We start from the raw sequence: 26913 nt of genomic DNA, 5'->3' as shown, positions 1-26913 counted from the left end.
AACAATTCTGCAATGGAGGCGCGGCTTCGCCAATAAGACAAAGGCTCAAAAAGGGGACATCGGGGAGAGATATATCGTGTTTAGGAGAATTCTTAAGTCCCTAATCCACGACGAGCAGCATGATATGCTAAAAACTCCCCCCGGAGGGCCCGGAGGGAGTGAAAGATTAGTGCAGCTTCAGACGCGGACGAATGACGCGGTTGATTCTGCCCACCAGCATCATCAGGCCCGTTTTAAAGTAGCCGTGCAGCGCGATCTGGTGCATACGGTACAGGGAGATATACACGAAGCGTGCAATGCGCCCTTCCACCATCATCGAGCCACGCATCAGGTTACCCATCAGGCTACCGACGGTAGAGAAGTTTGACAGCGATACCAGGGAACCGTGGTCTTTATAGATATACGCCTTCATTGGCTTACCTTTGTACTGCGCCAGAATATTGTGCAGCACCAGGCTTGCCATCTGGTGAGCGGCCTGAGCACGCGGCGGCACGAAGCCCCCTTCAGGACGCGCGCAGGAGGCACAGTCACCAATAGCAAAAATATCAGGGTCACGCGTGGTTTGCAGCGTTGGCTCCGTAACCAGCTGGTTAATGCGGTTCGTCTCCAGACCGCCGATCTCTTTCATAAAGTCAGGCGCTTTGATACCTGCCGCCCAGACCATCAGATCCGCTTTGATGTACTCGCCGTCTTTGGTGTGCAGTCCACCTTCGTCAGCGCTGGTCACCATGGTCTGCGTCAGGACGCGCACGCCCAGTTTCGTCAGTTCATTGTGCGCTGCGCCGGAAATGCGCGGAGGCAGCGCAGGCAGAATACGCTCACCCGCTTCAACCAGCGTGACGTTCAGCGCTTCGTTAGTTAACCCTTTGTAACCGTAGCTGTGCAGCTGTTTCACCGCATTGTGCAGCTCCGCGGACAGCTCAACGCCCGTCGCGCCGCCGCCGACAATGGCAATGTTAACCTTGCCATTCGCACCCAGATTGCTGGTGTACTTCAGGAACAGGTTCAGCATTTCCTGATGGAAACGACGCGCCTGGTGCGGGTTATCGAGGAAGATACAGTGCTCTTTAACGCCCGGCGTGTTGAAGTCGTTGGAGGTACTGCCGAGCGCCATCACCAGCGTGTCATACGGCAGTTTACGCTCAGGAACCAGCAGCTCGCCTTTTTCATCACGCAGCTCGGCCAGGGTAATGGTTTTGCTCTCACGGTTGATGTCCACCACCGAGCCCAACTGGAACTGGAAATGATGGTTGCGCGCGTGCGCCAGATAGCTCAGCGCGTCCACGCCCTCATCCAGTGAGCCGGTCGCCACTTCGTGCAGCAGCGGTTTCCACAGGTGACTGTGGTTACGATCCACCAGCGTGATTTTGGCTTTTTTACCGCGCCCCAGCTTCTTGCCCAACTGTGTGGCCAGCTCCAGCCCGCCAGCACCACCGCCTACAATCACTATCTTTTTCAATGGCGTAGTCAACGTGACCCCCTCAAATTATTAACCAATTGTTAATTAAAAGTTATGAAAATAATCCTTAATTAACAACAGGTTACAGCACTGAAACCATTCAGGTGCATTGAGAATAACACGTCAGGCGCATTGGTCATACCAAAATTGATATGCATCAAGTTTTGATGGCTTAAAAGTAGACAATTCTGGACAAAAAGAAACCCGGTGCGCGTTCGCGACCGGGTTTCTGAAGTGGCAGGCTGTGGTTTAGCCCAGTGTTTTAAAGGCTTTGATGCGCTGGAGGTGCGGGGAGATGTTTTTGAACTTGTGGGTCTGCTCTTCGTCCCAGACTATCTCATAGTAATGATGCAGGAGTTCTGCAGCCCGGTGGCTGTTGAGCGCCTCATCATTACGCGACAGGATCACCAGGCAGCGGTCACGGTTCTTCTCCCGAAAATTGCTGACGCATTTGGTCGCAATATCGACATACTCTTCCGGGCGGTCGATCTTGCCTTCCATGTTCTCGTTCGGGAAAAGGTTAGGATTGAAGACCACCTGGCGGATGTCGCACAGGAAACCAATCCGCTCCGCCCAGTAGCCACCCAGCCCCACGCCGCAAATCAACGGGCGGTCGTCAACGTTGAGCTGCAGCATTTTGTCCACCTCTTTGAGCAGATGCTGCATATCATGCTTTGGATGGCGCGTGCTGTAGCTGATCAACCGTACATCAGGATCGATAAACTGCAGCTGCAGCACTTTCTCATGATTACCAGGACTGTTTGAGTCAAAACCGTGTAAATAGATGATCATTGTCTTCTCACCACGCTACGCCTTCCGGGAGGGTTTACAGGCTGGCTTTATGTGCCTGCCAGCGCTCGTTCAGGTCTTCAAGCCGGGCGTTGACCGTCTTCCAGCGCGCCGAATCCATCAGCTCCTGACGGCTAAATGAACCTTTATGATACAATTGTGTAACACGCTCGGCATTGATCGGCGACAGGTTATCCAGCACGCTAACGGCACCTTTACGATTATTGCAGACCAGGATCATATCGCAACCTGCATCCAGCGACGCCTGACCGCGTTCAGCGTAACTGCCCATGATCGCCGCCCCTTCCATCGATAAATCGTCAGAGAAAATCACGCCGTTGAAACCCAGCTCCTGACGCAGAACGGTCTTCAGCCAGTGCGGAGAGCCGCTGGCCGGACGCGGGTCGACGTCGCTGTAAATGACGTGCGCGGGCATGATGGCGTCCAGCTTGTTATCGGTGATAAGTGAGCGGAACACCGACATATCTTTCGCGCGGATCTCCGCTTCCGGGCGCGAATCGCGAGGGGTCTCTTTATGCGAGTCCGCCGTTACCGCCCCGTGGCCCGGGAAGTGTTTCCCGGTAGTTTTCATCCCGGCATCGTGCATGCCGTCAATGAAGCGGGTCGCCATGGCCAGCGCAATACGCGGATCTTCATGGTAGGAGCGCTCGCCAATCGCGGCGCTGATATGTCCCACGTCCAGCACCGGTGCAAAGCTGATGTCGATATCCATGGAAATCATTTCACTGGCCATCAGCCAGCCGGCTTCCTGAGCCAGATTTGCCCCCTCTTCCATGCCGAGCAGCGCGGCAAAAGACTGGGCTGCAGGCAGGCGGGTAAAACCGTCGCGAAAACGCTGCACGCGACCGCCTTCCTGATCGACGGCCACCACCAGATGATTGCGCGACGCGGCGCGGATCTGGCGCACCAGTTCACGCAGCTGCGCCGGATCGTGATAGTTGCGGGTAAACAGGATCAGGCCACCCACCAGCGGATGCGCCAGAATTTCACGCTCCTCCGCATCCAGCTCAAACCCTTCAACATCCAACATGACTGGACCCACACTCACCTCTCTTATCCTTTCGTTTGTAACCGGCGCCAGGCATCGTCTGCCAGCGCAATAAATTGTTTATCTTCAGACTGCTGTAAACGCATCTCAAACCAGCCCGCCATCAGCATGATGACCCATGGCCGCCAGCGTCTTACCTGGCGCGCCAGCGCATCGGCGTCAAAGTGCGCCACTCTGGCATACTCTGTGATGAGTTTCTGCCGCGCGGCTTCACTTTCCGTCCAGACCGCGGCCAGCTCCAGCGCCACATCGCCGTCTCCGGCATATTCCCAGTCGATAAGCCTGGCTCCCTGTGGCGTATGCACGATGTTCCCGGCATGCACATCCATATGCAACGGGGAGAGCCGAATCGGTTGCGGCTCGCCCGTTTTACGCAGCCGTTTGAGATGCGCAAGCCACACTGGGTTACGTCTTGCTGGAGAGGCTTGCTGCCAGTAGTTTTCCAGCAGCGGAAGTAAGGTGATTCGCCATCCCAGACGCTGTTGCTGGTGCAGATGATACAGCATCGCCGCAAGCGCCTGCGTGTCCGGCAGCGCGCTTTTTACCTCCCCCTCCAGGTAGTCGACGGCCATCCAGCCCTGCCTGAAAAAACGGGGTTCCGGCACGAGATCCGACGGAAGACGCCTGAGGGCGCGAAACTGACGGCGAAAATGGAAAGCGGGCGCGAAAGGATCGTGATTCTGCCGCAAGACCAGGCGGTGCTCGCCCTGCGCTATAATGCAACTCGCGCCGCCAAGCCCGGAGTGGGCCTGCGGCGCGATAAGGCGGTACTGCGGAAAAAAGCGCGTCAGAATGTCTTCACGCGTGCTGTCATTGTTGCGTAACCGCACCTTTACCTGACCAGATAATTTCGCCTGTCTGAACCAGCATCAGCTGCATTTGCAGGGCTGGGGTATTCACGTTGCCGGTCGCGTTAGAGTACAGCACATACTGTGCGCCAACGTTGCGGGCAATGCCAATCGCCTTGCTGCGGGTGCCGAGACTATCCTGCGGCGACAACCCCAGCTGCTGTTTGGCTACCGCGAGCTGCTGAGCAGAGACCAGCGTAAACTTACCGTTGTTTGCCAGAGCGTTGCGCAGCGTTTCTGTCGCTTCGCCCGCGTTCAGCGAACCGTTGGTACGGTTGTTCACGCTATCGACCAGCAGCACGCTGCCTGCCGTCACGCCCTGAGCCTGCAGCATTTTGCCGACCATCGGCTGCATCGCACCGTTCCAGTCATAGTGGCGCACGCGCGGCGCAGGCTGTGACGTCTGGTCCGGATGTTCAATCGGGCCAGGCTGGGACGGAATCGACGGTACCGACGGCACGGTTGGCTGCGGCTGCGTTGGCGTCGTCGGCTGTTTAGTACCCGGTTTAGCCTCTTCCACGGGCGCAGGCTGTTCAGTACGGGTCACACACCCTGCAAGGAACAGAGCGAAAGCTGTCACGAGCGCATAACGGCTCAAATTTTTAATCAAGGTTCACCCCTTACAGATAAAGATAAAGTCTCACCTTATGCGCACCCAGATAGCTGGCGCTGTCATAGAGCGTTACCGACGACCTTGCCGGAAGGGTGACGCTGCGCGGCGCCTCCAGCGGATGCATCTCAAGACCTCTTACGTCATACCAGAAAAAACGGTAGTGGACCGTTACAGGTTCATTTCTTTCGTTAAAGAGCGCAGAGGAAGCAGAAGACTTAATTTCACTGATCGTTAACGCGGGCTGTTGCGCCGTAATGCCCGCGGCCAGCACGGAGGATTCCATCACCAGCGTCTGTTCATCGCTCACGGGGATCGCCGGACGCGTGCTGCATCCTACAATCATCATCGTCATTACCAGCGCTGCAATACGCCCTTTAAACATGTTACAGACCTTTGTGAGCCAGCATCGGTCCCAGCGGACGTCCACCCAGCAGATGCATGTGAATATGATAAACTTCCTGGCCGCCGTGACGATTACAGTTCATGATCAGTCGATAGCCGTCTTCCGCTATGCCTTCCTGCTCGGCAATTTTCGCAGCCACCGTCAGCATACGACCTAATGCCACTTCATGCTCGGTTTTTACGTCGTTTACGGTCGGAATCAGAATATTGGGAATGATAAGGATGTGTGTCGGTGCCTGAGGGGAAATGTCCCGGAAAGCCGTTACCAGTTCATCCTGATAGACGATATCCGACGGGATTTCGCGGCGAATAATTTTACTGAAAATCGTTTCTTCGGCCATGACCTTTTCCTTTTTTGTTAAATCTGGCGTGGTGCGTCCGCTGTTAACACACTCTCTGAATGAGTGCGCGACACAATTCATGAGTATGAGCGAGTTTCTCCTGTCCTTTCAACCTCCTCCCCCGAATTCTTTGTTGAATATTCATCAGCTGACTGAAGAGTGACCGCTCGCGCGTCTAAACGAGCTGAAACATTATTTCAGTTCCGCTCGACACATCTGTTTACAGCATTAATAGCAATGCGTATATTTCGCATTTGCATTTTCATGCGCATTTTTAACATAGAAAACGACGTCAGACCGTGTCTTCGGGACTGACGCAGCTAACCTTCACCGTTCATTAAGGGTTTGATAATGTCTTTCAATCATCACACCAGGGATGGGCAACGTCAGTCTGTCGCAACGCCTTCGTTGCTGGCAGCCTGTATTGCCATGGCATTGATGCCAGCCGTGAGTTTTGCCGCCTCCACAGGCGAAGATACCGTTGTGGTTGATGGCGGTTTCGATAGCGTCCCGGATGCCTCCAGCGGGCAGGATCGGGATTACAGCGTAAAGACCACTACCACGGGGACCAAACTGCTCCTCGTGCCCCGCGATATTCCGCAGTCCGTTAGCGTCATTAGCCAACAGCGCATGGCGGATCAGAACCTGCAGTCTATCGGCCAGGTGTTAAACAACACGACTGGCGTAACGGCGCAGGTCCAGGACAGCGACCGTACCGTATTTTATTCACGCGGATTTTTCGTCAGCAACTACGCCTTTGACGACCTGCCAACCTCCATCAGCGAAGTGTGGAACTTCGGCGACACTGCCGCCGATACCGCGATTTACAACCGTATCGAAGTGGTCCGCGGCGCAACCGGGCTGATGTCCGGTACCGGCAACCCGGCGGCGTACGTCAATATGGTGCGCAAACATGCAGACAGCAATGAATTCAAAGGCAATGTCTCCGCCAGCTACGGCAGTTGGGACAAACAGCGCTACGTGCTGGATCTGCAGGCACCGCTGGTGGAGTCCGGGAAGGTGCGGGGACGCCTGATTACGGGCTATCAGGACAACGACAGCTTCGTGGACAACTATCACTACCGGAAGAAGTTCCTTTACGGCGTGATGGATGCTGACGTCACCGACAGCACGACCCTCTCAGTGGGGTATGAGTATCAGGAAAGCCACACCGCCGATCCTACCTGGGGCGGGCTGCCGACCTGGTACAGCGACGGCAGTAAAACCGATTACAGCCGTAGCCAGACCGTCGCGCCTGACTGGGCCTACTCGGACAAGGACAGTACCCGCATCTTCGCTAACCTGACGCAGCGTTTCGATAACGGCTGGGAAGCGCACGTCAACGGCATGCACGCGGAGACCAACTTCGACAGCAAGCTGATGTATATGTCCGGCTATCCCGATAAACAGACCGGTGCGGGCATGGTGGGCTACGGCGGCTGGAACAAAGGTGAACGCAAACAGGATGCGGTTGATGCCTTCCTGCGCGGCGGCTTCGATCTTTTCGGCCGTCAGCACGAGATGATGTTTGGCGGCAGCTTCAGCCGACAGCGCAACCATTATGACAACAGAATACCGGATGCGCTGTACGGCATGGTTGACGTGGGGAATTTCAAAAACTGGAACGGGAATATCGCCGATCCGCAGTGGACGCCGTGGAAGCTCTACAGCCAGGACGACATCCGCCAGTCATCGGCCTATACTTCCGCCCGCTTCTCGCTGGCCGACCCGCTGCACCTGATCCTCGGGGCGCGCTACACCAACTACAACATTCGCTATAACCCGGCGGGCTCTCCTGATACCCGTCTTGAAAGCACCAAAGATGACGTAACGCCTTACGCGGGCCTGGTCTACGATATCGACGAAGACTGGTCGACCTACGTCAGCTATACCTCCATCTTCCAGCCACAGGACAAGCGTGACGCCAGCGGACGCTATCTCGACCCAACGACGGGCAAAAGCTATGAAGCCGGCGTAAAAGCGGATTGGTTCAATACCCGCCTGACCACCTCGCTGGCGATTTTCCGTATTGAACAGGATAACGTGGCGAGCAACACCTATACCTACATGCCGAGCGGTGAGTCGATTTATGAATCGCTGGACGGCGTGGTCAGCAAAGGGATTGAGTTCGAGCTAAACGGCGCCCTGACCGATAACTGGCAGCTGACGTTCGGCGCAACCCGCTACATTGCGGAAGATAAGAACGACAACGCTGTCAGTTCCGATCAGCCGCGCACGACACTGAAGCTGTTTACCCGTTATCAACTGCCAATGCTGCCAGCGCTGACGGTAGGCGGTGGCGTAAACTGGCAGAACAAAGTGTGGACAGATGTGGACGGTGGCCCGGCGGGACAATCCCGCGCAGAGCAAGGCAGCTACGGGCTGGTTAACCTGTTCAGCCGTTATCAGGTGACCAAAGATTTTGCTGTTCAGGCGAACGTTAACAACCTGTTCGACAAAGAGTATTACGACTACGTCGGCTCTTACGTGGTTTATGGCGCGCCGCTGAACGTCTCGTTGAGCGCGAGCTACGACTTCTGAGCGTTAAGCCGCCACCTGGCACAACAAACTACAGCAATAAAAAAGGCAGCCATTCGGCTGCCTTAGTCTCCCCAGGTCACAGCTTAGCTGTTGCGGATGTACTCATCCATTTCGGTTTTCAGGTTATCGGATTTAGTACCGAAGATTGCCTGAACGCCCGAACCTGCAACAACCACGCCTGCTGCGCCCAGTTTTTTCAGACCCGGCTGGTCTACTTTCGCAACGTCAGCAACGCTCACACGCAGACGAGTGATGCACGCGTCCAGGTTAGTGATGTTCTCTTTACCGCCGAACGCGGCAACCAGTGCCGGAGCCATTTCGCTGGTCGCACCTGCTTTGCTGTCTTCTGTTGCATCTTCACGACCCGGAGTTTTCAGGTCCAGTGCTTTGATCAGCACGCGGAAGATGGTGTAGTAAACAACGGCATAGCACGCACCCACGATTGGGAACAGCCACAGCTTGCTGCTGTTACCGGACAGAACGATGAAGTCGATCAGGCCGTGAGAGAAGGACGTACCGTCACGCATACCCAGCAGGATACAGATTGGGAACGCCAGGCCAGCCAGTACAGCGTGGATGATGTACAGGATCGGCGCAACGAACATGAAGGAGAACTCGATCGGCTCGGTGATACCGGTCAGGAACGAGGTCAGCGCTGCGGAGATCATGATACCGCCCACTTTTGCACGGTTTTCTGGCTTAGCAGAGTGCCAGATAGCAATCGCAGCAGCCGGCAGGCCGTACATTTTGAACAGGAAGCCACCAGACAGTTTGCCTGCAGTTGGGTCACCCGCCATGTAACGTGGGATATCGCCGTGGAACACCTGACCCGCTGCGTTGGTGAATTCACCAATCTGCATCTGGAATGGAACGTTCCAGATGTGGTGCAGACCGAATGGCACCAGGCAACGCTCGATGAAGCCGTAGATACCGAACGCGACAACCGGGTTCTGGTAAGCAGCCCACTGAGAGAAGGTCTGGATAGCGGAACCGATTGGTGGCCAGATGAAGGACAGGATCACACCAGTGAAAATCGCTGCCAGACCAGAGATGATCGGAACAAAACGCTTGCCCGCGAAGAAGCCCAGATACTCAGGCAGCTTGATGCGATAGAAGCGGTTGAACATATACGCTGCAATCGCACCGGAGATGATACCGCCCAGAACACCGGTATCTGCCAGGTGTTTCGCGGCAATCTCTTCTGCCGGTAAATGCAGAACCAGTGGCGCAACCACGGCCATGGTTTTCACCATAATGCCGTAAGCAACCACTGCAGCCAGCGCAGAAACGCCGTCGTTATTGGTGAAGCCCAGCGCAACACCGATAGCGAAGATCAGAGGCATATTAGCAAAGACGGAACCGCCTGCTTCAGCCATCACATGGGAAACTACGGCTGGCAGCCAGCTGAAGTTAGCAGAACCGACACCCAGCAGGATACCTGCGATAGGCAGTACGGATACTGGCAGCATCAGCGATTTACCGACCTTTTGCAGGTTAGCAAATGCATTCTTAAACATAATTGAGAGTGCTCCTGAGTATTTGTGCTTTTTTTACGCTTTCACGCATTGGCCCGGGGGGAGTACCGTGCCGTGGACAGGACATCTAAGCGCCCTTTATTTATTACACAGAGTAAAATAATTCCCTCTGAGTTTGTTTGACGGCTATCACGTTTCAGCTTAAGGCGGTCGAAAAACTTTCAGTAATTTACAAAAAGCATGTCTGGATGTTTCTAAGAAGACCGTTACCGCCTCAAATGAGGCGGTGAACTTTACTCGTTTTATTTATTAATTACGAGCCTAAAAAAAACAGGCTTATCAGACGGATTGCAGGCGGGCGGGGTCGATATGGAACAGCGCAGAGAAGTTTTGCGTCGTGACGCGGGCCAGTTCTTCAATACTGACGCCTTTAAGCACGGCCATGTACTCCGCTACGTCTCGCGTCATGGCCGGCTGGTTCTCTTTACCGCGATGCGGTACCGGCGCCAGATACGGAGAGTCTGTTTCCACCAGAATGCGATCGAGCGGAACATAACGCGCAGCATCACGGAGTTGCTCAGCGTTACGGAACGTCACGATCCCGGAAAACGAAATATAAAACCCCAAATCAAGCAGTTTACCCGCCGTTTCTCTGTCTTCTGTGAAACAGTGTAGTACGCCACCGCAATCCGTCACGTTTTCTTCCCGGAGGATCGCCAGCGTATCGGCGCGTGCGTCGCGGGTATGAACGATGACGGGCTTGTTCAGTTCGCGGCCAATGCGGATATGGTTGCGGAAGGACGCCTGCTGACGCGGTTTCGTTTCCGGCGTGTAAAAATAATCCAGCCCGGTTTCACCCATCGCCACGACGCCCTCTTCTGCTGCCAGTCGGCGCAGATCTTCTACGTCATACTCTTCATCCTGGTTCAGCGGATGAACGCCGCAGGAGAACACCACGTTATCGCGAACGCCCACCAGCTCACGCATTGAGCGATACCCCGGCAGCGTCGTCGCCACCGCAAGACAAAATTTCACATCGCGGGCAGCGGCTTTCGCCAGCACGTCATCCACGTCGTTGTGCAGGGATTGATAATCCAGGCCATCAAGATGGCAGTGTGAGTCGACTAAAAACATAATGTCTCTCTCAGAGATGGGAAACAGGCGGCGTAACGCCTGGTTGCAGGTAATGTTCAATACGCAACAGCTGGTCTGTCAGCAAAAGCTCGCGATTAAGACCCGTCACGGTTAAAAGCTGTTCGCGGCTCTCGCAAACATCATGAAGGATAGCGTGCAGAGACGCGCCTGTAAGGCGGCTGGCCAGCATGTTCACCAGAGGCCACGCGTCCGGGTTAGTCAGAAGGGTTGCCCCTTGCTGGATTTTTAGCGCATCCAGAAGCAGGGAGGCCAGCCAGTGCAGACGCTCAACGGCCCGATCGCTATTCAGCGCAGGCAGTAAACCCAGCCAGTCCTGGGTGTTAAGTGAAGCCTCAAGGGCCCGGCAGAGCGCTTCTCGCTGCGACCAGACGTCAGGCTGCAGTAACGCCAGCGCCGCCGCGGGTGCGCCGCTGCTGAGGCGCAGCGCAGACAGCGCACTCTCCTGTGACGTTGTCACCTCTCGTTCCAGCCAGCTCAGCGCCCACGATTCCTGGGGTACCGTCAGGTGATGAAGGCGGCAACGGCTGCGCAGCGTAGCCAGCAATCGTCCCGGATCCCGGCATGAGAGGAAGAACCACGTTTTTTCCGGCGGCTCTTCCAGGGTTTTAAGCAGAGCGTTCGCCGCCGCCTCGGTGAGCAGCGCAGCGTCGTTGAGCCAGACAACCTTCGCCCCGCCCAGTCGCGCATGTTCATACAGTTTCTCGCTGACTTCACGCACGGCATCAATACCGAGCGCGCTTTTGCCCTTCTCAGGCTCAAGCGTATAGTAGTCAGGATGCGTGCCCGCCTGCATCAGCTGGCAGCCGCGGCATTTACCGCAGCTTTTGTGCCCTTCCGGCTGCTGGCACATCAGGAAGCGGGTGATGGCGTAGATCAATGCATCATCCCCCATTCCCGGCAACGCCTGAATCAGTAGCGCATGATGCCCCCGCCCGGCCTGATAGCTGCCGATGAGCTGTTCAAAGTGCGGGCGCAACCATGGATACCATTTCATGCCTGCTGCTCCTGTAGCCACTGCGTAACGGTCTGCCGGATATCTCGCGTCACGTTTTCCAGAGATTGCGTTGCATCAATGGTACGAATTGCGCTGTCCTGTGCGGCCAGTTCAAGATAACGTGCGCGCGTGCGGTTAAAGAAGTCGAAAGACTCCTGTTCAATGCGATCCAGTTCGCCGCGCGCGCGGGCGCGTTTGAGGCCCACTTCCGGGGTCACATCCAGATAGAGCGTCAGGTCCGGGCGAAAATCCCCCAGTACGGCATCACGCAGGGTTGCCAGCATCGTCTGGTCAATACCGCGCCCACCGCCCTGATAGGCCTGAGTCGACAGATCGTGACGGTCGCCAATCACCCACTTGCCTTCGGCCAGAGCAGGTTTAATAACGGTCTCAACCAGCTGGACGCGGGCCGCGTAAAACATCAGCACTTCGGCTTTGTCAGTGATAACTTCGTCGCCAACGGATTTAATGTCCAGCACCAGGCTACGCAGTTTCTCCGCCAGCTGAGTACCGCCCGGCTCGCGGGTGAAAACCATGTCGGAAATGCCGAGCGATTTCAGCGTATCGACCACCACGTTGCGGGCTGTGGTTTTACCCGCCCCTTCGAGTCCCTCAATGACAATGTATTTACTGCGCATTTTTTTCCTTAAGTGCCTTCAGATAGTCCTGAACAGAGCGATTATGGCTGGCAAGGTTGGTGTTAAAGGTGTGCCCCCCTTTTCCATCAGCCACAAAATAGAGGTACGGAGTTTTGGCCGGGTGCGCGGCGGCTTTGAGCGAAGCCTCGCTCGGCGTGGCTATCGGGCCCGGCGGTAAACCGTTAATCACGTAGGTATTATACGCCGTTGGCGTTTCCAGATCTTTTCTGGAGATCTTGCCGGCGTAGCTCTCGCCCATGCCGTAGATGACGGTCGGGTCGGTTTGCAGACGCATGCCGATGCGCAGACGGTTGATGAATACCGAAGCGACACGATCGCGCTCAGCAGCAACGGCCGTCTCTTTCTCGATGATCGAGGCCATTGTCACAAACTGGTTTTGATCTTGATAAGGCAGCCCGTCCATGCGCCCTTCCCAGGCGGAATCAACCGCCGCAACCATCTTTTTGTGTGCCCGTTTAAGAATCGCCACATCGGTCGTGCCTGCCGTATACATCCAGGTGTCAGGCCAGAACCAGCCTTCTACCCACTCAGGATGTTCAAATTTCAGCACCTCGGCGACCGTCTCGTAACGGTCATCTTTGAGCGTATGCTTGATGTAAGGCGCATCACGTAATTGTTTAAGGTAATCGCTCAGGCGCATCCCTTCGACAAAACGCAGCGGGAACTGTGCCTCTTTACCACTTTCCAGCAGCTGTAGCATCTCTCTGACGGTCATGCCAGGCGTAAAGCGATAGGTGCCAGCCTTGAAGTGAGACAGTTCAGGCTCAATACGCAATAACCACTGGAACACGCGTGGACGGTTGATAATTTTATCCCCGTAAAGCTGCTCGCCCAGCGCCATCCGCCCGGTACCTGCTTTCAGGGTAAAAATCGTTTCGTCTTTAATCAGGATTTTACTGTCCGCCAGCTGGCGAACCTTCCATACTCCCGCTCCGCCGGCGATACCCAGCGCAACGATCAGGAGAAGGACAAAGCGCAACATTTTCTTCATGACTATCTGATTTGCTCACATATCGGGGCTAAAAACGTAAACAGCTCGCGCGAAGACCAGCGTTGTTGCCCATATGCCCGGACGGGTATAACAGGCATCAACGCATTGCAGATAACGACCTCATCGGCGGTCAGCAGCACCTCTTCCTTTGCGTGTACTTCGACACCGTAAAAGCCCGCACGTGCCAGCTGTTGCAAACAAAACTGGCGCATGATGCCGTTAACCCCAGCCTGTTCCAGCGAAGGCGTGAATACGTCGCGGCCCTTCCGCCAGAATAAATTAGCCGCACAGCATTCCGTAATGAACCCTTCGCTGTCAAGAACTAGCGCCTCATCGGCGTCCGTCTGTTCAAGATGAGTACGAATAAGTACCTGTTCAAGGCGATTAAGATGTTTTATTCCGGCGAGCATCGGGTTTCGCCCCAGGCGTACCGGGCTCAGCGTCAGCGTCACCCCCTCCTCACGCCAGCGCGCATAGTGAGCGGGATAAGCTGAAACAGAAAGAATACGCGTGGGATGCTGACAGGCGGACCCGCTGTACCCTCGCCCGCCACTGCCGCGGCTGATGATAACTTTTAAGACGCCGCTTGTTTTGCCTGACGCCAGCCGACGCATCTCGCGTTCGAGAATGTCCCACTGGATGAAGGGAATCAGCAATTTCTCGCAGGCTTTTTGTAAACGACGAATGTGGGCGTCAGACAGACATACCTCACCGTCAAGAATACGCGCAGTGGTGAAACAGCCATCGCCAAACTGAATTGCCCTGTCGCTTGCCGGCAGCGTTTCTTGCTCAAGGCCATTAATTAAAAACATGGTGGCTCCTTATGCGTGGAGGCTCAGTCTGGCAGTATGTTATAAGCCGGACAAGGGGATTTTCCCTAATAAAAAAGGCCCGGCAAGCGGACCTTTTTTTATAGCTTTCGGGCAGTCAGGCTCAGACCTTTTTGAAGATCAGAGAACCATTCGTGCCGCCAAAGCCGAAGGAGTTACACAGGGTATACTCCATACCGCTAACCTGGCGCGCTTCGTGCGGAACGAAGTCCAGATCGCAACCTTCATCCGGGTTATCCAGGTTGATGGTTGGCGGAACAGCCTGATCGCGCAGCGCAAGGATAGAGTAAATAGACTCTACTGCACCCGCCGCACCCAACAGGTGACCGGTCATGGATTTCGTGGAGCTGACCATTACGCGGCTGGCAGCCTCGCCGAAGATAGACTTAACCGCCTGAGCTTCTGCTTTGTCGCCTGCCGGCGTAGAAGTGCCGTGCGCGTTAACGTAGCCAATCTGCGCCGGGGTAATACCCGCATCACGGATCGCGTTTTCCATCGCCAGCGCAGCGCCCGCGCCGTTCTCCGGAGGAGACGTCATGTGGTAAGCATCGCTGCTCATACCGAAGCCAACGACTTCAGCATAAATTTTTGCGCCACGTTTTTTCGCATGTTCGTACTCTTCCAGCACGAGCATACCTGCGCCGTCACCCAGCACGAAACCATCGCGGTCTTTATCCCACGGACGGCTCGCCGCCTGAGGGTTATCGTTACGGGTAGAGAGCGCACGCGCCGCGCCGAAACCACCGACACCCAATGGGGTACTGGCTTTTTCAGCACCGCCCGCAACCATAGCATCTGCATCGCCGTACGCAATAATACGCGCGGCCTGGCCGATGTTATGCACGCCAGACGTACACGCGGTAGCGATAGAAATGCTTGGCCCACGCAGGCCGAACATAATGGTCAGGTGACCTGCCACCATGTTAACAATCGTGGACGGAACGAAGAACGGGCTGATCTTACGCGGTCCGCCATTCATCAGTGATGTATGGTTTTCCTCAATCAGGCCAAGACCGCCAATCCCGGAGCCGATAGCAGCGCCGATACGGGTTGCGTTCTCTTCCGTAATCTCAAGGCCAGAATCCTGCATGGCCTGAACGCCAGCGACAATTCCATATTGAATGAAGGCATCCATCTTGCGCTGTTCTTTGCGCGAGATGATCTCTTCACAGTTAAAATCCTTTACTAAGCCAGCAAATTTCGTTGCATAGGCGCTAGTATCGAAATGGTCGATTAGGCTGATGCCGCTCTGACCGGCAAGGAGAGCTTTCCAGGTGGACTCTACGGTATTGCCGACAGGAGACAACATGCCAAGTCCGGTCACAACTACACGACGCTTAGACACGTTTGTCCTCCAGGGAGGGATAAAAAAAGAGATTCGTGGGACTAAAAAAGATAAAACTCAGGCGGTCGAATGACCGCCTGGAGATGTTCACTTACGCCTGGTGGCCGTTGATGTAATCAATGGCAGCCTGAACGGTGGTGATTTTCTCAGCTTCTTCGTCCGGAATCTCAGTATCAAACTCTTCTTCCAGAGCCATTACCAGCTCAACGGTGTCAAGAGAATCTGCGCCCAGGTCTTCAACGAAGGAAGCGGAGTTCACAACTTCTTCCTGCTTAACGCCCAGCTGTTCGCCGATAATTTTCTTAACGCGTTCTTCGATAGTGCTCATACTCTTAAATTTCCTATCAAAACTCGCTTTCGCGATGGTTTTCGTAGTGTATAAAATGTTGAAAAATTTGCAACTAAATCCCGGCAGGTCTTACCACGATTTTACGTTATTTTGAGGCCATTTGCCCTAATAACGCAAATATTTTCGATCGTGATTAAACCATGTACATCCCGCCGTTGACGTGGAGGGTCTCACCAGTGATGTAACCCGCTTCGTCAGAGGCTAAAAATGCAACCGCACTGGCGATTTCTTTAGGGTCGCCAAGACGACCCGCCGGAACTGCCGCCAGCGTACCCGCACGCTGATCATCAGTCAGCGCACGCGTCATGTCCGTTTCAATAAAGCCCGGAGCAACAACGTTTACAGTAATACCGCGGGACGCGACTTCACGCGCCAGCGACTTACTGAAACCAATCAGACCCGCTTTCGCCGCAGCGTAGTTAGCCTGACCAGCATTTCCCATGGTACCAACCACAGAACCAACAGTGATAATACGACCATGACGCTTTTTCATCATAGCGCGCATTACCGCTTTTGACAGACGGAATACAGATGACAGGTTGGTTTCGATAATATCGTTCCACTCATCATCTTTCATTCGCATCAGAAGGTTGTCGCGTGTGATCCCGGCATTATTGACCAGAATATCCACTTCGCCAAACTCTGCACGAATATTTTCCAGAACAGATTCGATAGATGCAGGTTCGGTCACATTCAGTACCAGACCTTTACCGTTCGCACCCAGATACTCGCTTATGGCCTGAGCGCCCTTCTCGCTGGTTGCTGTACCAATCACCTTCGCGCCGCGCGCAACCAGTGTTTCAGCAATTGCGCGCCCGATACCGCGGCTTGCGCCAGTCACCAGGGCGATTTTTCCTTCAAAACTCATGGTATTCCTCTTTTATTGCGAGAGTGCCGCTGACATCGCTTCCGGCTCGTTAATCGCCGAGGCAGTCAGGGTGTCAACAATACGTTTTGTCAGACCGGTGAGGACTTTACCAGGGCCGACTTCATACAGGTGCTCAACGCCCTGAGAGGCCATAAACTCAACGGTTTTGGTCCACTGTACAGGGCTGTAGAGCTGGCGAACCAGTGCGTCACGGATAGCCTCCGGCGCGGTTTCGCATTTCACATCGACGTTGTTCACAACGGAAATCGTCGGTGCGTTAAAGGTAATTTTTTCCAGCTCAGCCGCCAGTTTCTCAGCGGCGGGCTTCATCAGCGCACAGTGAGACGGTACGCTGACCGGCAGAGGTAGCGCGCGTTTCGCGCCAGCGGCTTTACAGGCAGCGCCGGCACGTTCAACCGCTTCTTTATGACCAGCGATAACGACCTGGCCCGGCGAGTTGAAGTTAACCGGAGAAACCACCTGACCTTCAGCGGATTCTTCACACGCTTTTGCAATCGCGGCATCATCCAGACCAATAATGGCAGACATTCCGCCGGTACCCTCTGGCACCGCTTCCTGCATGAACTTACCACGCAGTTCTACCAGGCGCACCGCGTCAGCAAACGCGATCACACCGGCGCACACCAGCGCAGAGTATTCACCCAGGCTGTGACCCGCAAGCAGCGCTGGCGCTTTACCACCCTGCTGCTGCCATACTCGCCACAGCGCAACGGACGCGGTCAGCAGCGCTGGCTGAGTCTGCCAGGTTTTGTTCAGCTCTTCGGCCGGCCCCTGTTGGGTCAGTGCCCACAGATCATAACCCAGCGCATCAGAAGCTTCACGAAAAGTCTCTTCAATGACCGGGTAGTTTGCTGCCATTTCAGACAACATCCCAACGGTTTGAGAACCCTGGCCCGGGAACACAAAAGCAAATTGCGTCATTTTTTATTCCTTATCCTAGAAACGAACCAGCGCGGAACCCCAGGTGAACCCGCCACCGAAGGCTTCAAGCAAGACCAGCTGGCCCCGTTTGATTCGTCCGTCGCGTACCGCTTCATCAAATGCGCACGGTACCGACGCCGCAGAGGTGTTGCCGTGACGATCCAGCGTCACCACAACGTTATCCATCGACATGCCCAGCTTTTTGGCGGTCGCACTGATGATACGCAGGTTCGCCTGATGCGGTACCAGCCAGTCAAGCGCGGAACGCTCAAGGTTATTCGCTTCCAGCGTTTCATCAACGATGTGTGCAAGCTCTGTCACCGCAACCTTGAACACCTCGTTCCCTGCCATGGTCAGGTAAATCGAGTTGTCCGGATTAACGCGATCGGCGTTAGGCAGGGTCAGCAGTTCGCCATAGCTGCCATCGGCATGCAGATGCGTTGAGATGATACCCGGCTCTTCGGACTGCCCCAGCAGCACCGCACCGGCACCATCACCGAAAATAATGATCGTTCCACGATCGGTTGGATCGCAGGTGCGCGCCAGCACGTCAGCACCGATTACCAACGCATATTTAACGGCACCGGATTTCACGTACTGATCGGCAACGCTCAGGGCATAGGTGAAGCCAGCGCACGCGGCAGCGACGTCAAATGCCGGACAGCCTTTAATGCCGAGCATGTTTTGCACCTGACACGCCGCGCTTGGGAAAGCATGCGTGGCAGACGTCGTGGCAACCACGATCAAGCCAATCTCTTCTTTATCGATACCCGCCATTTCGATAGCGCGCTGTGCGGCTTCGTAACCCATAGTGGATACGGTTTCGTCTGGCGCGGCGATACGACGTTCGCGGATACCTGTGCGCGTGACAATCCACTCGTCAGACGTATCTACCATTTTTTCCAGATCGGCGTTGGTACGCACTTGTTTTGGCAGGTAGCTGCCGGTACCTAAAATCTTCGTATACATGTACGCTCAGTCACTTTTAGCTAATACAGATTCCAGGCGAGCGGCAATCCGCTGAGGGACTTGTCGCTGCACCGCCTGCACTGCCTGTTCAATGGCGACAGAAAATGCTCGCTGATTGGCGGCGCCATGACTCTTAATCACGATGCCGCGCAATCCTAACAGACAGGCGCCATTATACTGGTCGGGGTTGAGGTGACTGAATCGCCGCGTCAGGCTCTTTTGTAACCAACGCTTCAATAAAATCAACCACCAGGCGCTTTTTTTGCCTTCTCCCTGAGATTTCAGCAGAGAAAGGAACATGCGCACGACCCCTTCCATGGTCTTCAACGTTACGTTTCCGGTGAAGCCATCGCACACCAGAACATCCGTTTTTCCCGTCAGCAACTCATTGGCTTCGAGATATCCAATATAGTTGATGGAGGGAACCTGTTTGAGCATTTCAGCAGCTTCGCGAATGCTGTCCAGGCCTTTGGTCTCTTCTTCACCAATATTCAATAACGCAACGCGGGGATTGCTAATCCCGACCACGTCTTCTGCCAGCACCGACCCCATCACGGCGAACTGAGCCAGCATGGTACTATCACAATCCACGTTAGCGCCCAAATCGAGCACCACCGTCTTTCCCTTCTGCTGATGCGGTAACACCGTCACCAGCGCCGGTCGCTCAATGCCCTCAATCGGCTTGAGCAGTAATTTCGACAGCCCCATCAGCGCGCCGGTATTGCCGGCACTGACGCAAGCCTGCGCACGCCCTTCTTTTACCAGTTCCAGCGCGGTGCGCATAGAACTGCCGCGGCTATTGCGAATCGCCTGCGAGGGCCGGGCATCACTGGCAATAACTGACTGCGCAGGAATAATCTGCAGACGCGAACGTTGTTCAAAGTCAGCTTTTGCAAGTAATGGCGTGATTGTGTCGGGATTGCCGACTAAAAGAAGTGTGAGTTGCGAATTAGAATTCAGTGCCTGCAATGCTGCAGGCACTGTCACGGAAGGGCCGAAATCTCCCCCCATGACATCTAACGCCAGGGTTAGACGTGTCAAGGTATCGTCGCAGCCTGGTTCGGTAACTTCCCCGTTTGCACGGGGAAATCCTCACTAAGCCTAATCACGCTGACGCGTGATTACTTAGTGATAACCTTGCGGCCGCGGTAGAAACCGTCAGCGGTGATGTGGTGACGCAGGTGTTTCTCACCAGAAGTCTTGTCTACAGACAGGCTGGTAACTGCGGTCAGCGCGTCATGGGAACGACGCATGCCACGTTTGGAACGGGTTGGTTTATTCTGTTGTACGGCCATGGACCTTACTCCTCAATTACTTACGCTTTAAGCTGGCTAATACGGCAAATGGGTTTGGTTTTTGCGCTTCATCAGGCAGTTCCCCAAAGACCATGTCCGCCTCGGACACTTCACAGTGTTCAGAATCATGCACCGGAACTACTGGCAAGGAGAGGATGATTTCATCTTCAACCAGAGCCAGAAGATCGATTTCACCGAATTCGTTAACCTCAATCGGCTCGTACGCTTCCGGGAGTGCTTCAGCCTGTTCGTCAGAACGAACCGGACTGAAACAATACGTTGTGTGAACATGCTGTACAAACGGTTTCCCGCAACGCTGACACTCGAGCGTTACCGTTACCTTCGCATCACCGGTTAAAACGGCGAGACGCTGGTTGTCGATAGCGAACGACATGGAGCATTCTACATCACTGTCCACACTGACTACAGATTCGGCAATACGCTCAGCCTGATCGGAAGTATAGATACCTTCGTAATCGAGGCGTTTTTGAGCCGTACGAACCGGATCAAGAGTCAGGGGTAATTTTACCTTTTGCATAGGGCGCGCATATTAACTTTGTAACGTCATAGAGTCAAAGAAAAAGGCAACCAGAGCTGCCTTTTGCCAATTATTCGCACACATTGCGGCCTGTAGTTTAAAATGGCTGGCATCGATACGCTATATCTGGTGATAAAAATATGCCAAATCTCGTACTTGCTTCCACGTCCCCCTACCGTCGAATGCTGCTGGAAAAGCTCGGGATCCCGTTTGAATGCGCCGCGCCGGACGTTGATGAGACGCCGCAGCCGGGCGAGTCGCCGCGTCATCTGGTGACGCGTCTTGCGAAGGAGAAAGCACAATCGCTGGCCGCACGTTATCCTGCACATCTGATTATAGGCTCCGATCAGGTTTGCGTGCTGGATGGCGAAATCACCGGCAAGCCCCATACGGAAGAGAACGCCTGCCAGCAGCTTCTGCGTGCGCGAGGCAGTATCGTGACCTTTTATACGGGCCTGGCGCTTTATAACTCCGCCTCCGGCCATCTGCAAACCGAATGCGAGCCGTTCGACGTGCACTTCCGCCATTTAAGCGAGCAGGAGATTACGGACTACGTGCGCCGGGAACGTCCACTGAACTGTGCGGGGAGCTTTAAAAGTGAAGGACTGGGGATTGCGCTGTTCGACAAGCTGGACGGTCGGGATCCGAACACACTGGTGGGATTGCCGCTGATTGCCTTGTGCCAGATGTTAAGGCGTGAAGAGTGTAATCCGCTGACAATATGACTGGGACGCTGCGGCCTGATGCCCTCACCCCGGCCCTCTCCCACAGGGAGAGGGAGGAAGGCAAAATCAGCCGCGCAGAACCTTCAGGCAGCGTTTCAACTGCTCATCCAGCGGCGCTTCAATACGGATAATTTCACCGGTATTAGGATGGGTAAACTTTAGCGCGGCCGCATGCAGGAACAGACGCGACAGCCCCGTGCTCGCCAGCTGTTTATCAAATTCGCGGTCGCCGTAGCGGTCATCAAACGCAATCGGATGGCCCGCAAACTGCGTATGGACGCGAATCTGGTGAGTACGTCCCGTCACCGGACTGCAGCGCACCAGCGTGGCAAACTCATAGCGCTCTTCAACCTTAAAGCGCGTCTCAGACGGTTTCCCTTCCTGGCTCACGCGGACAATGCGCTCGCCGCTTTGCAGAATGTTCTTCAGCAGCGGCGCCTGCACCACCTTCACGTGGGACTGCCACTGACCGCGCACCAGCGCCAGATAATCTTTCTGCATTCCCTTCTCGCGCAGCTGCTCGTGCAGGGAACGCAGCGCAGAACGCTTTTTCGCTACCAGCAGCACGCCTGAGGTATCACGGTCCAGACGGTGAACCAGTTCGAGGAAACGAGCTTCCGGACGCAGCGCACGTAACCCTTCAATCACGCCGAAGCTCAGACCGCTACCACCGTGGACGGCGGTACCCGATGGCTTATTAAGCACCAGAATATGATCGTCCTCATAAAGGATAACATCGCTCAGGGCCGCGACTTTTTGCAGCTTCGGAGAAACCACCTCTTCTTCGCGTTCTGCCACGCGCACCGGTGGAATACGCACTTCATCGCCCGCTTCGAGCTTATACTCAGGCTTCACGCGTTTTTTGTTCACCCGCACCTCGCCCTTACGCAGGATGCGGTAAATCATACTCTTTGGCACACCCTTCAGTTGGGTGCGCAAGAAGTTATCGATACGTTGCCCCGCGTAGTCATCCGCGATAGCAACCATTTTTACGGCTGGAGTCTCTGTTTTCATGGTTGGCGATTCTAAATATCGTCAGCCATTAGCGCCACTCATTTTTCTATGCTTATATTTACTTTTATCCGGCCTGCGCCCTGTTTCACGCAATCGATTTGGTGGTTATTAAACCAATCACCACCTTGAGGTGAAGAAACTGTGAGTAACCGGGTGATAATTGGTAAAAGTCATCTTGCTATAACCTGGCGAGCAGTGGAATAATGAGGCTGTTTTCCGCGTTAAATCCGGGTTTTGTAAGGATGTCGACGGAATGACCAATTTTGTCTGACCGATCATCAACGCAGCAATGGCGTAAGACGTATTGATCTTTCAGGCAGTTAGCGGGCTGCGGGTTGCAGTACTTCCCGGTATAAGGATTGTTCTCTGGAGAGTTCTACCCAGGCAATTCCCCTGATAATTGCGCTGTGTTTCCGTATGAAACACAGGCAACCGACACTCTGCGCCTCTTAAGCGAGCGACAACCGTGAGGTTGGCGACGTGAACAGACACGAGGCCATCGGTTCATACCCCGGAAAGCGTCACCTTGCCCGCAGCTTTGTCGTCAATGTAAGAATAACGAGTAAGTTACGATGAAAAGAATGTTAATCAACGCAACTCAGCAAGAAGAGTTGCGTGTCGCCCTTGTGGATGGGCAGCGCCTGTACGATCTGGATATCGAAAGTCCTGGACACGAACAGAAAAAAGCGAACATTTACAAAGGTAAAATCACCCGCATTGAACCAAGCCTTGAAGCTGCATTTGTCGACTACGGTGCTGAGCGTCATGGTTTCCTCCCTCTGAAAGAAATCGCTCGCGAATATTTCCCTGCAAACTACAACGCCCATGGCCGCCCAAACATCAAAGATGTTCTGCGTGAAGGTCAGGAAGTTATCGTACAGATTGATAAAGAAGAGCGTGGCAACAAAGGTGCCGCACTGACCACCTTTATCAGCCTGGCGGGGAGCTATCTGGTGCTGATGCCAAACAACCCGCGTGCGGGTGGCATCTCTCGCCGTATCGAAGGTGATGACCGTACCGAGCTGAAAGAAGCTCTGGCAAGTCTCGAACTGCCGGACGGCATGGGACTTATCGTACGCACCGCAGGCGTCGGCAAATCAGCCGAAGCGCTGCAGTGGGACCTGAGCTTCCGTCTGAAGCACTGGGAAGCGATCCAGAAAGCCGCTGAAAGCCGCCCTGCTCCGTTCCTGATTCACCAGGAAAGCAACGTTATCGTGCGTGCCTTCCGTGACTACCTGCGTCAGGACATCGGTGAGATTCTGATCGATAACCCGAAAGTGCTTGAGCTGGCTCGCCAGCACATCGCCGCGCTGGGTCGTCCGGATTTCACCAGCAAAATCAAGCTGTACACCGGTGAAATCCCGCTGTTCAGCCACTATCAGATCGAATCTCAGATCGAGTCCGCCTTCCAGCGTGAAGTGCGCCTGCCGTCCGGCGGTTCTATCGTCATCGATACCACGGAAGCGCTGACCGCTATCGACATCAACTCCGCGCGTGCAACCCGCGGCGGCGACATCGAAGAGACGGCCTTCAACACCAACCTTGAAGCCGCTGATGAAATCGCCCGCCAGCTTCGCCTGCGCGACCTGGGCGGTCTGATTGTTATCGACTTCATCGACATGACCCCTGTTCGCCACCAGCGTGCGGTTGAAAACCGCCTGCGTGAAGCGGTGCGTCAGGATCGCGCGCGTATCCAGATTAGCCATATCTCGCGCTTTGGCCTGCTGGAGATGTCCCGCCAGCGTCTGAGCCCGTCGCTGGGTGAGTCCAGCCATCACGTCTGCCCGCGCTGTTCCGGCACCGGTACCGTGCGTGACAACGAATCGCTGTCTCTCTCTATCCTGCGTCTGATTGAAGAAGAAGCGCTGAAAGAGAATACCAAAGAGGTTCACGCCATTGTGCCTGTGCCAATCGCCTCCTACCTGCTGAACGAAAAACGTGCAGCTGTCAGTGCGATTGAAGCGCGTCAGGGCGGCGTTCGCTGCATCATCGTACCGAACGATCAGATGGAAACCCCGCACTATCACGTGCTGCGTGTCCGTAAAGGCGAAGAGACCAGCACCCTCAGCTACCTGCTGCCGAAGCTGCATGAAGAAGAGATGGCGCTGCCTTCCGATGAAGAACCCGCAGAGCGCAAACTGCCAGAGCAGCCAGCGTTAGCGACCTTCATCATGCCTGAAGCTCCACCGGAAGCAGCCCTGGAAAAACCGGCGGCCAAGCCTGCAGCGCAGAAACCAGAAGCCGCGGCCGCGAAGGCCCAGCCGGCGCAACCGGGTCTGCTGAGCCGCTTCTTCGGCGCGCTGAAGAAGATGTTTGCGGGTGAAGACGTTCAGCCAGAGCAGCCGAAGGAAGAACCAAAAGCAGCCAAACCTGAGCGTCAGCAGGACCGTCGCAAACGTCAGAACAACCGCCGCGATCGTAACGACCGCAGCGACCGTAACGAGCGTCGCGACAGCCGTTCAGATAACAACGAAGGCCGTGAGCCGCGCGAAGACAACCGTCGCAACCGTCGCGAGAAACAGCAGCAGAATGTTGAAGATCGTGAAATTCGCCAGCAGGCGGGCGATGAGTCCGAGAAGAGCAAACAGCGCGACGAGCAGCAGCCACGCCGCGAACGCAACCGTCGTCGTAACGACGAGAAGCGTCAGGCGCAGCAGGAAGTTAAAAACCTGAACCGGGAAGAGCCTGCTGAGCAGCAGGACGTCGAGCAGGAAGAACGTACTCAGGTTATGCCACGTCGTAAGCAGCGCCAGCTGGCGCAGAAAGTGCGCATCGGTGCGGCTCCGGTAGAAGAAACTGCAGTTGTGGCGGCTGAAGCGGCAGAAACCGCAACAGTTACTCAGGTTGCAAAAGTTGACCTGCCAGCCGTCGTTGACAATAACGTTGAGCAGGATGAAAACGGTGAAAACCGTGACAACGCAGGTATGCCGCGTCGCTCCCGCCGTTCTCCACGTCATCTGCGCGTCAGCGGCCAGCGTCGTCGTCGCTATCGTGACGAGCGTTACCCGACTCAGTCTCCAATGCCGTTGACCGTGGCGTGCGCGTCGCCAGAAATGGCATCCGGCAAAGTCTGGATCCGTTACCCGGTCGCTCGCCTGGAGCAAGCTGTTGAAGAACAGACTGTGACCGAAGAGGTAATTGCCCCTGTAGCACCGGTTGAAGACGCGGTGACCGAAGCAGCAACCGTGGTTGAACCTCAGGTTGTTGAAGCGGCAGAACCACACGCAGTGGACGTCGAAACCACCCACCCTGAAGTGATTGCCGCGCCGGTTGATGCCGCACCGCAGATTATCGCTGAAGAGGATGTCGTGGTGGCTGAGGAAGTCGCTGAAGAGGCTGAACCTGTAGCCGCGGTAGAAGAAGCCGCTGAAACCCTCGTTGAAACCACCACTGAAGAAGTCGTTCAGGACGTTGAGATTCAGGTTGAGCCGGTTGTCGAAGAAGTGAAAGCGCCTGAAGTGAAGCCTGAGCCGGTTAAGGTTGTTGCCGCGCCTGCGCCAGCTCACGTTGCGACAGCGCCAATGACGCGTGCTCCGGCACCAGAGTATGTGCCTGAAGCCCCGCGTCACAGCGACTGGGTTCGCCCGGCGTTCAGCTTCGACGGTAAGGGCGCTGCAGGCGGCCACAGTGCAACGCATCAGGCGACTGCACCGGCGACGCGTCCGCAGTCTGTCGAATAACGACACAGAAAGTAAAAAGCCGACCTTCGGGTCGGCTTTTTTATGCCTGCTGCACGGGCTTTCTCATCCCGGTGACCTCCGGCATGATCTGCCGCATCAGCTCCAGAAATCGCCGCAAGCGCGCCGGATAATACCGGGACCAGGGGTAAACCAGATGCACCGGTAACGCCGCCGGCTGCCACTCTGGCAGTAAATGCACCAGCCGCCCTTCCCGAATATCGTCCTGAACCGTCCAGCTGGATACGACCGCCACGCCGAGCCCGGTGAGTGCCGTATTGCGTGCGACATACAGGCTGTCGGTACTGAGGCGTGGGGTAATATTCACTCGCGCGGTAGCGGATGATGCCTCGTGAAAGAGCTCCACATGGCGCTGGTAGAAAGAGCTGATAGCAATCCAGGGCAGCTGCTGCAGATCCTCCGGCGTATTAACCGTCGGAAAACGGTCCAGCAGTGCCGGAGAAGCCACCACCGAACGTGGCACTTCGGCCAGCAGCACGGAAACGGTCGCCGGATCGACTTCCATTCCCACCCGAATAGCACAGTCAAGGTTGTCGCCCAGAAAATCAGCCGACCGATCGTTGAGCATCCACTCAATCGAAAGTTGCGGGTAACGCTGCAAAAACTCGGTTAGCGGTTTCAGGAGCTGATCCTGACCAAACGCGTGCGGTGCCCGCACCCGCAGCACGCCTACAGGTTCATCTTCCGTCTGTCCCACCTCATCTTCCAGCGCCAGCCAGCTGTCAATCACCCGACGGGCGTGCTGATAGCAGCGCTCGCCGTCATCCGTGAGCCGCGTCGTGTGGGTCGTTCGCAACATCAGGCGCACGCCCAGCATTGTCTCAAGCGACTGCAGCCGCCTGCTCACCGTTGCCTGGGTTGTGTCCAACTGCCGTGCCGCCGCAGAGAGTGACCCTGCCTCCACAATGCGGACAAACGTCCGCATTAGCTCCACCCTGTCTATACGCTCAGTTCTTTTCATCTTGTTCGCATTTATACGCTCAACGTATAAGCGTTTTACCACC

The 26913-nt window shown here is 55.4% G+C and carries 26 protein-coding genes; 3 read left to right on the top strand and 23 right to left on the bottom strand.

Features of this window, described 5'->3' with window-relative positions; genetic code table 11:
• Positions 1-166: 166 nt before the first annotated feature.
• The 7 genes from HBM95_08935 to hinT all read right to left on the bottom strand — a co-directional run bounded on the left by HBM95_08935 (position 167) and on the right by hinT (position 5521).
• Positions 167-1471: an NAD(P)/FAD-dependent oxidoreductase gene (locus HBM95_08935; protein NIH43051.1), complete on the bottom strand. Its 1305-nt coding sequence runs from the start codon at positions 1469-1471 to the stop codon at positions 167-169.
• Positions 1472-1708: 237 nt separating this feature from the next.
• Positions 1709-2251, bottom strand: coding sequence for an alpha/beta hydrolase (locus HBM95_08930; protein NIH43050.1), 543 nt, complete (start codon positions 2249-2251; stop codon positions 1709-1711).
• 34 nt (positions 2252-2285) lie between these two features.
• On the bottom strand, positions 2286-3311 hold the full coding sequence (gene nagZ, locus HBM95_08925) for a beta-N-acetylhexosaminidase (GenBank protein ID NIH43049.1): 1026 nt from the start codon (positions 3309-3311) through the stop codon (positions 2286-2288).
• A gap of 11 nt (positions 3312-3322) precedes the next feature.
• Entirely contained in the window at positions 3323-4147 is an 825-nt protein-coding gene (gene thiK, locus HBM95_08920; protein ID NIH43048.1) for a thiamine kinase, read from the bottom strand.
• Complete coding sequence (gene lpoB, locus HBM95_08915; protein ID NIH43047.1) at positions 4128-4772, bottom strand: penicillin-binding protein activator LpoB; 645 nt, start codon at positions 4770-4772, stop codon at positions 4128-4130. The genes thiK and lpoB overlap by 20 nt, the downstream gene beginning before the upstream one ends.
• A 13-nt stretch (positions 4773-4785) precedes the next feature.
• On the bottom strand, positions 4786-5160 hold the full coding sequence (locus tag HBM95_08910) for a YcfL family protein (GenBank protein NIH43046.1): 375 nt from the start codon (positions 5158-5160) through the stop codon (positions 4786-4788).
• A gap of 1 nt (position 5161) precedes the next feature.
• The gene (gene hinT, locus HBM95_08905; protein NIH43045.1) at positions 5162-5521 is read right to left on the bottom strand and encodes a purine nucleoside phosphoramidase; all 360 of its coding nucleotides are present in this window, start codon (positions 5519-5521) and stop codon (positions 5162-5164) included.
• Between the two features lie 351 nt (positions 5522-5872).
• On the opposite strand from hinT, the gene fhuE reads away from it, so the two are divergent.
• Entirely contained in the window at positions 5873-8062 is a 2190-nt protein-coding gene (fhuE, locus tag HBM95_08900) for a ferric-rhodotorulic acid/ferric-coprogen receptor FhuE (GenBank protein ID NIH43044.1), read from the top strand.
• Positions 8063-8145: 83 nt separating this feature from the next.
• Here the strand turns inward: fhuE and ptsG are convergent, their stop codons facing one another.
• From ptsG to yceD, 14 genes are all read right to left on the bottom strand, one after another.
• Positions 8146-9579 carry a PTS glucose transporter subunit IIBC gene (gene ptsG, locus HBM95_08895; GenBank protein NIH43043.1) on the bottom strand — a complete coding sequence of 478 codons (1434 nt, stop codon included), beginning with the start codon at positions 9577-9579 and terminating at the stop codon, positions 8146-8148.
• 297 nt (positions 9580-9876) lie between these two features.
• A complete protein-coding gene (locus tag HBM95_08890; protein ID NIH43042.1) occupies positions 9877-10671 on the bottom strand; it encodes a metal-dependent hydrolase in 795 nt (264 codons plus the stop codon).
• A gap of 10 nt (positions 10672-10681) precedes the next feature.
• Positions 10682-11686 carry a DNA polymerase III subunit delta' gene (holB, locus tag HBM95_08885; GenBank protein ID NIH43041.1) on the bottom strand — a complete coding sequence of 335 codons (1005 nt, stop codon included), beginning with the start codon at positions 11684-11686 and terminating at the stop codon, positions 10682-10684.
• The gene (locus HBM95_08880) at positions 11683-12324 is read right to left on the bottom strand and encodes a dTMP kinase (GenBank protein NIH43040.1); all 642 of its coding nucleotides are present in this window, start codon (positions 12322-12324) and stop codon (positions 11683-11685) included. The genes holB and HBM95_08880 overlap by 4 nt, the downstream gene beginning before the upstream one ends.
• Positions 12314-13336 carry a cell division protein YceG gene (yceG, locus tag HBM95_08875; protein NIH43039.1) on the bottom strand — a complete coding sequence of 341 codons (1023 nt, stop codon included), beginning with the start codon at positions 13334-13336 and terminating at the stop codon, positions 12314-12316. Before yceG ends, HBM95_08880 begins: the two co-directional genes overlap by 11 nt.
• Before the next feature lie 2 nt (positions 13337-13338).
• Positions 13339-14148 (bottom strand): aminodeoxychorismate lyase, encoded by an 810-nt coding sequence (gene pabC / locus HBM95_08870; protein ID NIH43038.1) that lies wholly within the window; start codon positions 14146-14148, stop codon positions 13339-13341.
• A 121-nt stretch (positions 14149-14269) separates the two neighbouring features.
• On the bottom strand, positions 14270-15511 hold the full coding sequence (gene fabF / locus HBM95_08865; GenBank protein NIH43037.1) for a beta-ketoacyl-ACP synthase II: 1242 nt from the start codon (positions 15509-15511) through the stop codon (positions 14270-14272).
• 91 nt (positions 15512-15602) lie between these two features.
• Positions 15603-15839, bottom strand: a complete 237-nt coding sequence (gene acpP, locus HBM95_08860; GenBank protein ID NIH43036.1) for an acyl carrier protein — start codon at positions 15837-15839, stop codon at positions 15603-15605.
• Positions 15840-15993: 154 nt separating this feature from the next.
• Entirely contained in the window at positions 15994-16728 is a 735-nt protein-coding gene (fabG, locus tag HBM95_08855; GenBank protein ID NIH43035.1) for a 3-oxoacyl-ACP reductase FabG, read from the bottom strand.
• A gap of 12 nt (positions 16729-16740) precedes the next feature.
• Complete coding sequence (fabD, locus tag HBM95_08850) at positions 16741-17670, bottom strand: ACP S-malonyltransferase (GenBank protein ID NIH43034.1); 930 nt, start codon at positions 17668-17670, stop codon at positions 16741-16743.
• A 15-nt stretch (positions 17671-17685) separates the two neighbouring features.
• Positions 17686-18639, bottom strand: a complete 954-nt coding sequence (locus HBM95_08845; protein ID NIH43033.1) for a ketoacyl-ACP synthase III — start codon at positions 18637-18639, stop codon at positions 17686-17688.
• Between the two features lie 6 nt (positions 18640-18645).
• Entirely contained in the window at positions 18646-19680 is a 1035-nt protein-coding gene (gene plsX, locus HBM95_08840; protein NIH43032.1) for a phosphate acyltransferase PlsX, read from the bottom strand.
• 80 nt (positions 19681-19760) lie between these two features.
• Positions 19761-19934 (bottom strand): 50S ribosomal protein L32, encoded by a 174-nt coding sequence (gene rpmF, locus HBM95_08835; protein ID NIH43031.1) that lies wholly within the window; start codon positions 19932-19934, stop codon positions 19761-19763.
• 16 nt (positions 19935-19950) lie between these two features.
• Positions 19951-20472, bottom strand: a complete 522-nt coding sequence (gene yceD / locus HBM95_08830; GenBank protein NIH43030.1) for a 23S rRNA accumulation protein YceD — start codon at positions 20470-20472, stop codon at positions 19951-19953.
• Positions 20473-20612: 140 nt separating this feature from the next.
• Here yceD and HBM95_08825 point away from each other — a divergent pair, with 140 nt between their 5' ends.
• Complete coding sequence (locus HBM95_08825) at positions 20613-21197, top strand: septum formation inhibitor Maf (GenBank protein NIH43029.1); 585 nt, start codon at positions 20613-20615, stop codon at positions 21195-21197.
• Between the two features lie 66 nt (positions 21198-21263).
• On the opposite strand, the gene rluC is transcribed toward HBM95_08825, so the two are convergent.
• Complete coding sequence (rluC, locus tag HBM95_08820; GenBank protein ID NIH43028.1) at positions 21264-22211, bottom strand: 23S rRNA pseudouridine(955/2504/2580) synthase RluC; 948 nt, start codon at positions 22209-22211, stop codon at positions 21264-21266.
• A gap of 572 nt (positions 22212-22783) precedes the next feature.
• Here rluC and rne point away from each other — a divergent pair.
• The gene (gene rne, locus HBM95_08815) at positions 22784-25891 is read left to right on the top strand and encodes a ribonuclease E (protein NIH43027.1); all 3108 of its coding nucleotides are present in this window, start codon (positions 22784-22786) and stop codon (positions 25889-25891) included.
• A 40-nt stretch (positions 25892-25931) separates the two neighbouring features.
• Here rne and HBM95_08810 read toward each other — a convergent pair whose 3' ends face one another.
• Positions 25932-26912: a LysR family transcriptional regulator gene (locus HBM95_08810; protein ID NIH43026.1), complete on the bottom strand. Its 981-nt coding sequence runs from the start codon at positions 26910-26912 to the stop codon at positions 25932-25934.
• Position 26913: the final 1 nt, after the last annotated feature.

The sequence above is a fragment of the Enterobacter asburiae genome (genome assembly GCA_011754535.1).
GTDB lineage: Bacteria > Pseudomonadota > Gammaproteobacteria > Enterobacterales > Enterobacteriaceae > Enterobacter > Enterobacter cloacae_N.
This window is presented reverse-complemented; position numbering and strand designations above follow the sequence as displayed.

Bases quoted from the DNA above. Each gene is read 5' to 3' on its own strand.
- fhuE (NIH43044.1), top strand. From the start codon at position 5,873: ATGTCTTTCAATCATCACACCAGGGATGGGCAACGTCAGTCTGTCGCA.
- hinT (NIH43045.1), bottom strand. From the start codon at position 5,521: ATGGCCGAAGAAACGATTTTCAGTAAAATTATTCGCCGCGAAATCCCG.
- holB (NIH43041.1), bottom strand. From the start codon at position 11,686: ATGAAATGGTATCCATGGTTGCGCCCGCACTTTGAACAGCTCATCGGC.
- HBM95_08880 (NIH43040.1), bottom strand. From the start codon at position 12,324: ATGCGCAGTAAATACATTGTCATTGAGGGACTCGAAGGGGCGGGTAAA.
- yceG (NIH43039.1), bottom strand. From the start codon at position 13,336: ATGAAGAAAATGTTGCGCTTTGTCCTTCTCCTGATCGTTGCGCTGGGT.
- rne (NIH43027.1), top strand. From the start codon at position 22,784: ATGAAAAGAATGTTAATCAACGCAACTCAGCAAGAAGAGTTGCGTGTC.
- rpmF (NIH43031.1), bottom strand. From the start codon at position 19,934: ATGGCCGTACAACAGAATAAACCAACCCGTTCCAAACGTGGCATGCGT.
- HBM95_08910 (NIH43046.1), bottom strand. From the start codon at position 5,160: ATGTTTAAAGGGCGTATTGCAGCGCTGGTAATGACGATGATGATTGTA.
- pabC (NIH43038.1), bottom strand. From the start codon at position 14,148: ATGTTTTTAATTAATGGCCTTGAGCAAGAAACGCTGCCGGCAAGCGAC.
- ptsG (NIH43043.1), bottom strand. From the start codon at position 9,579: ATGTTTAAGAATGCATTTGCTAACCTGCAAAAGGTCGGTAAATCGCTG.
- fabD (NIH43034.1), bottom strand. From the start codon at position 17,670: ATGACGCAATTTGCTTTTGTGTTCCCGGGCCAGGGTTCTCAAACCGTT.
- rluC (NIH43028.1), bottom strand. From the start codon at position 22,211: ATGAAAACAGAGACTCCAGCCGTAAAAATGGTTGCTATCGCGGATGAC.
- HBM95_08890 (NIH43042.1), bottom strand. From the start codon at position 10,671: ATGTTTTTAGTCGACTCACACTGCCATCTTGATGGCCTGGATTATCAA.
- HBM95_08845 (NIH43033.1), bottom strand. From the start codon at position 18,639: ATGTATACGAAGATTTTAGGTACCGGCAGCTACCTGCCAAAACAAGTG.
- acpP (NIH43036.1), bottom strand. From the start codon at position 15,839: ATGAGCACTATCGAAGAACGCGTTAAGAAAATTATCGGCGAACAGCTG.
- fabG (NIH43035.1), bottom strand. From the start codon at position 16,728: ATGAGTTTTGAAGGAAAAATCGCCCTGGTGACTGGCGCAAGCCGCGGT.
- yceD (NIH43030.1), bottom strand. From the start codon at position 20,472: ATGCAAAAGGTAAAATTACCCCTGACTCTTGATCCGGTTCGTACGGCT.
- HBM95_08825 (NIH43029.1), top strand. From the start codon at position 20,613: ATGCCAAATCTCGTACTTGCTTCCACGTCCCCCTACCGTCGAATGCTG.
- HBM95_08930 (NIH43050.1), bottom strand. From the start codon at position 2,251: ATGATCATCTATTTACACGGTTTTGACTCAAACAGTCCTGGTAATCAT.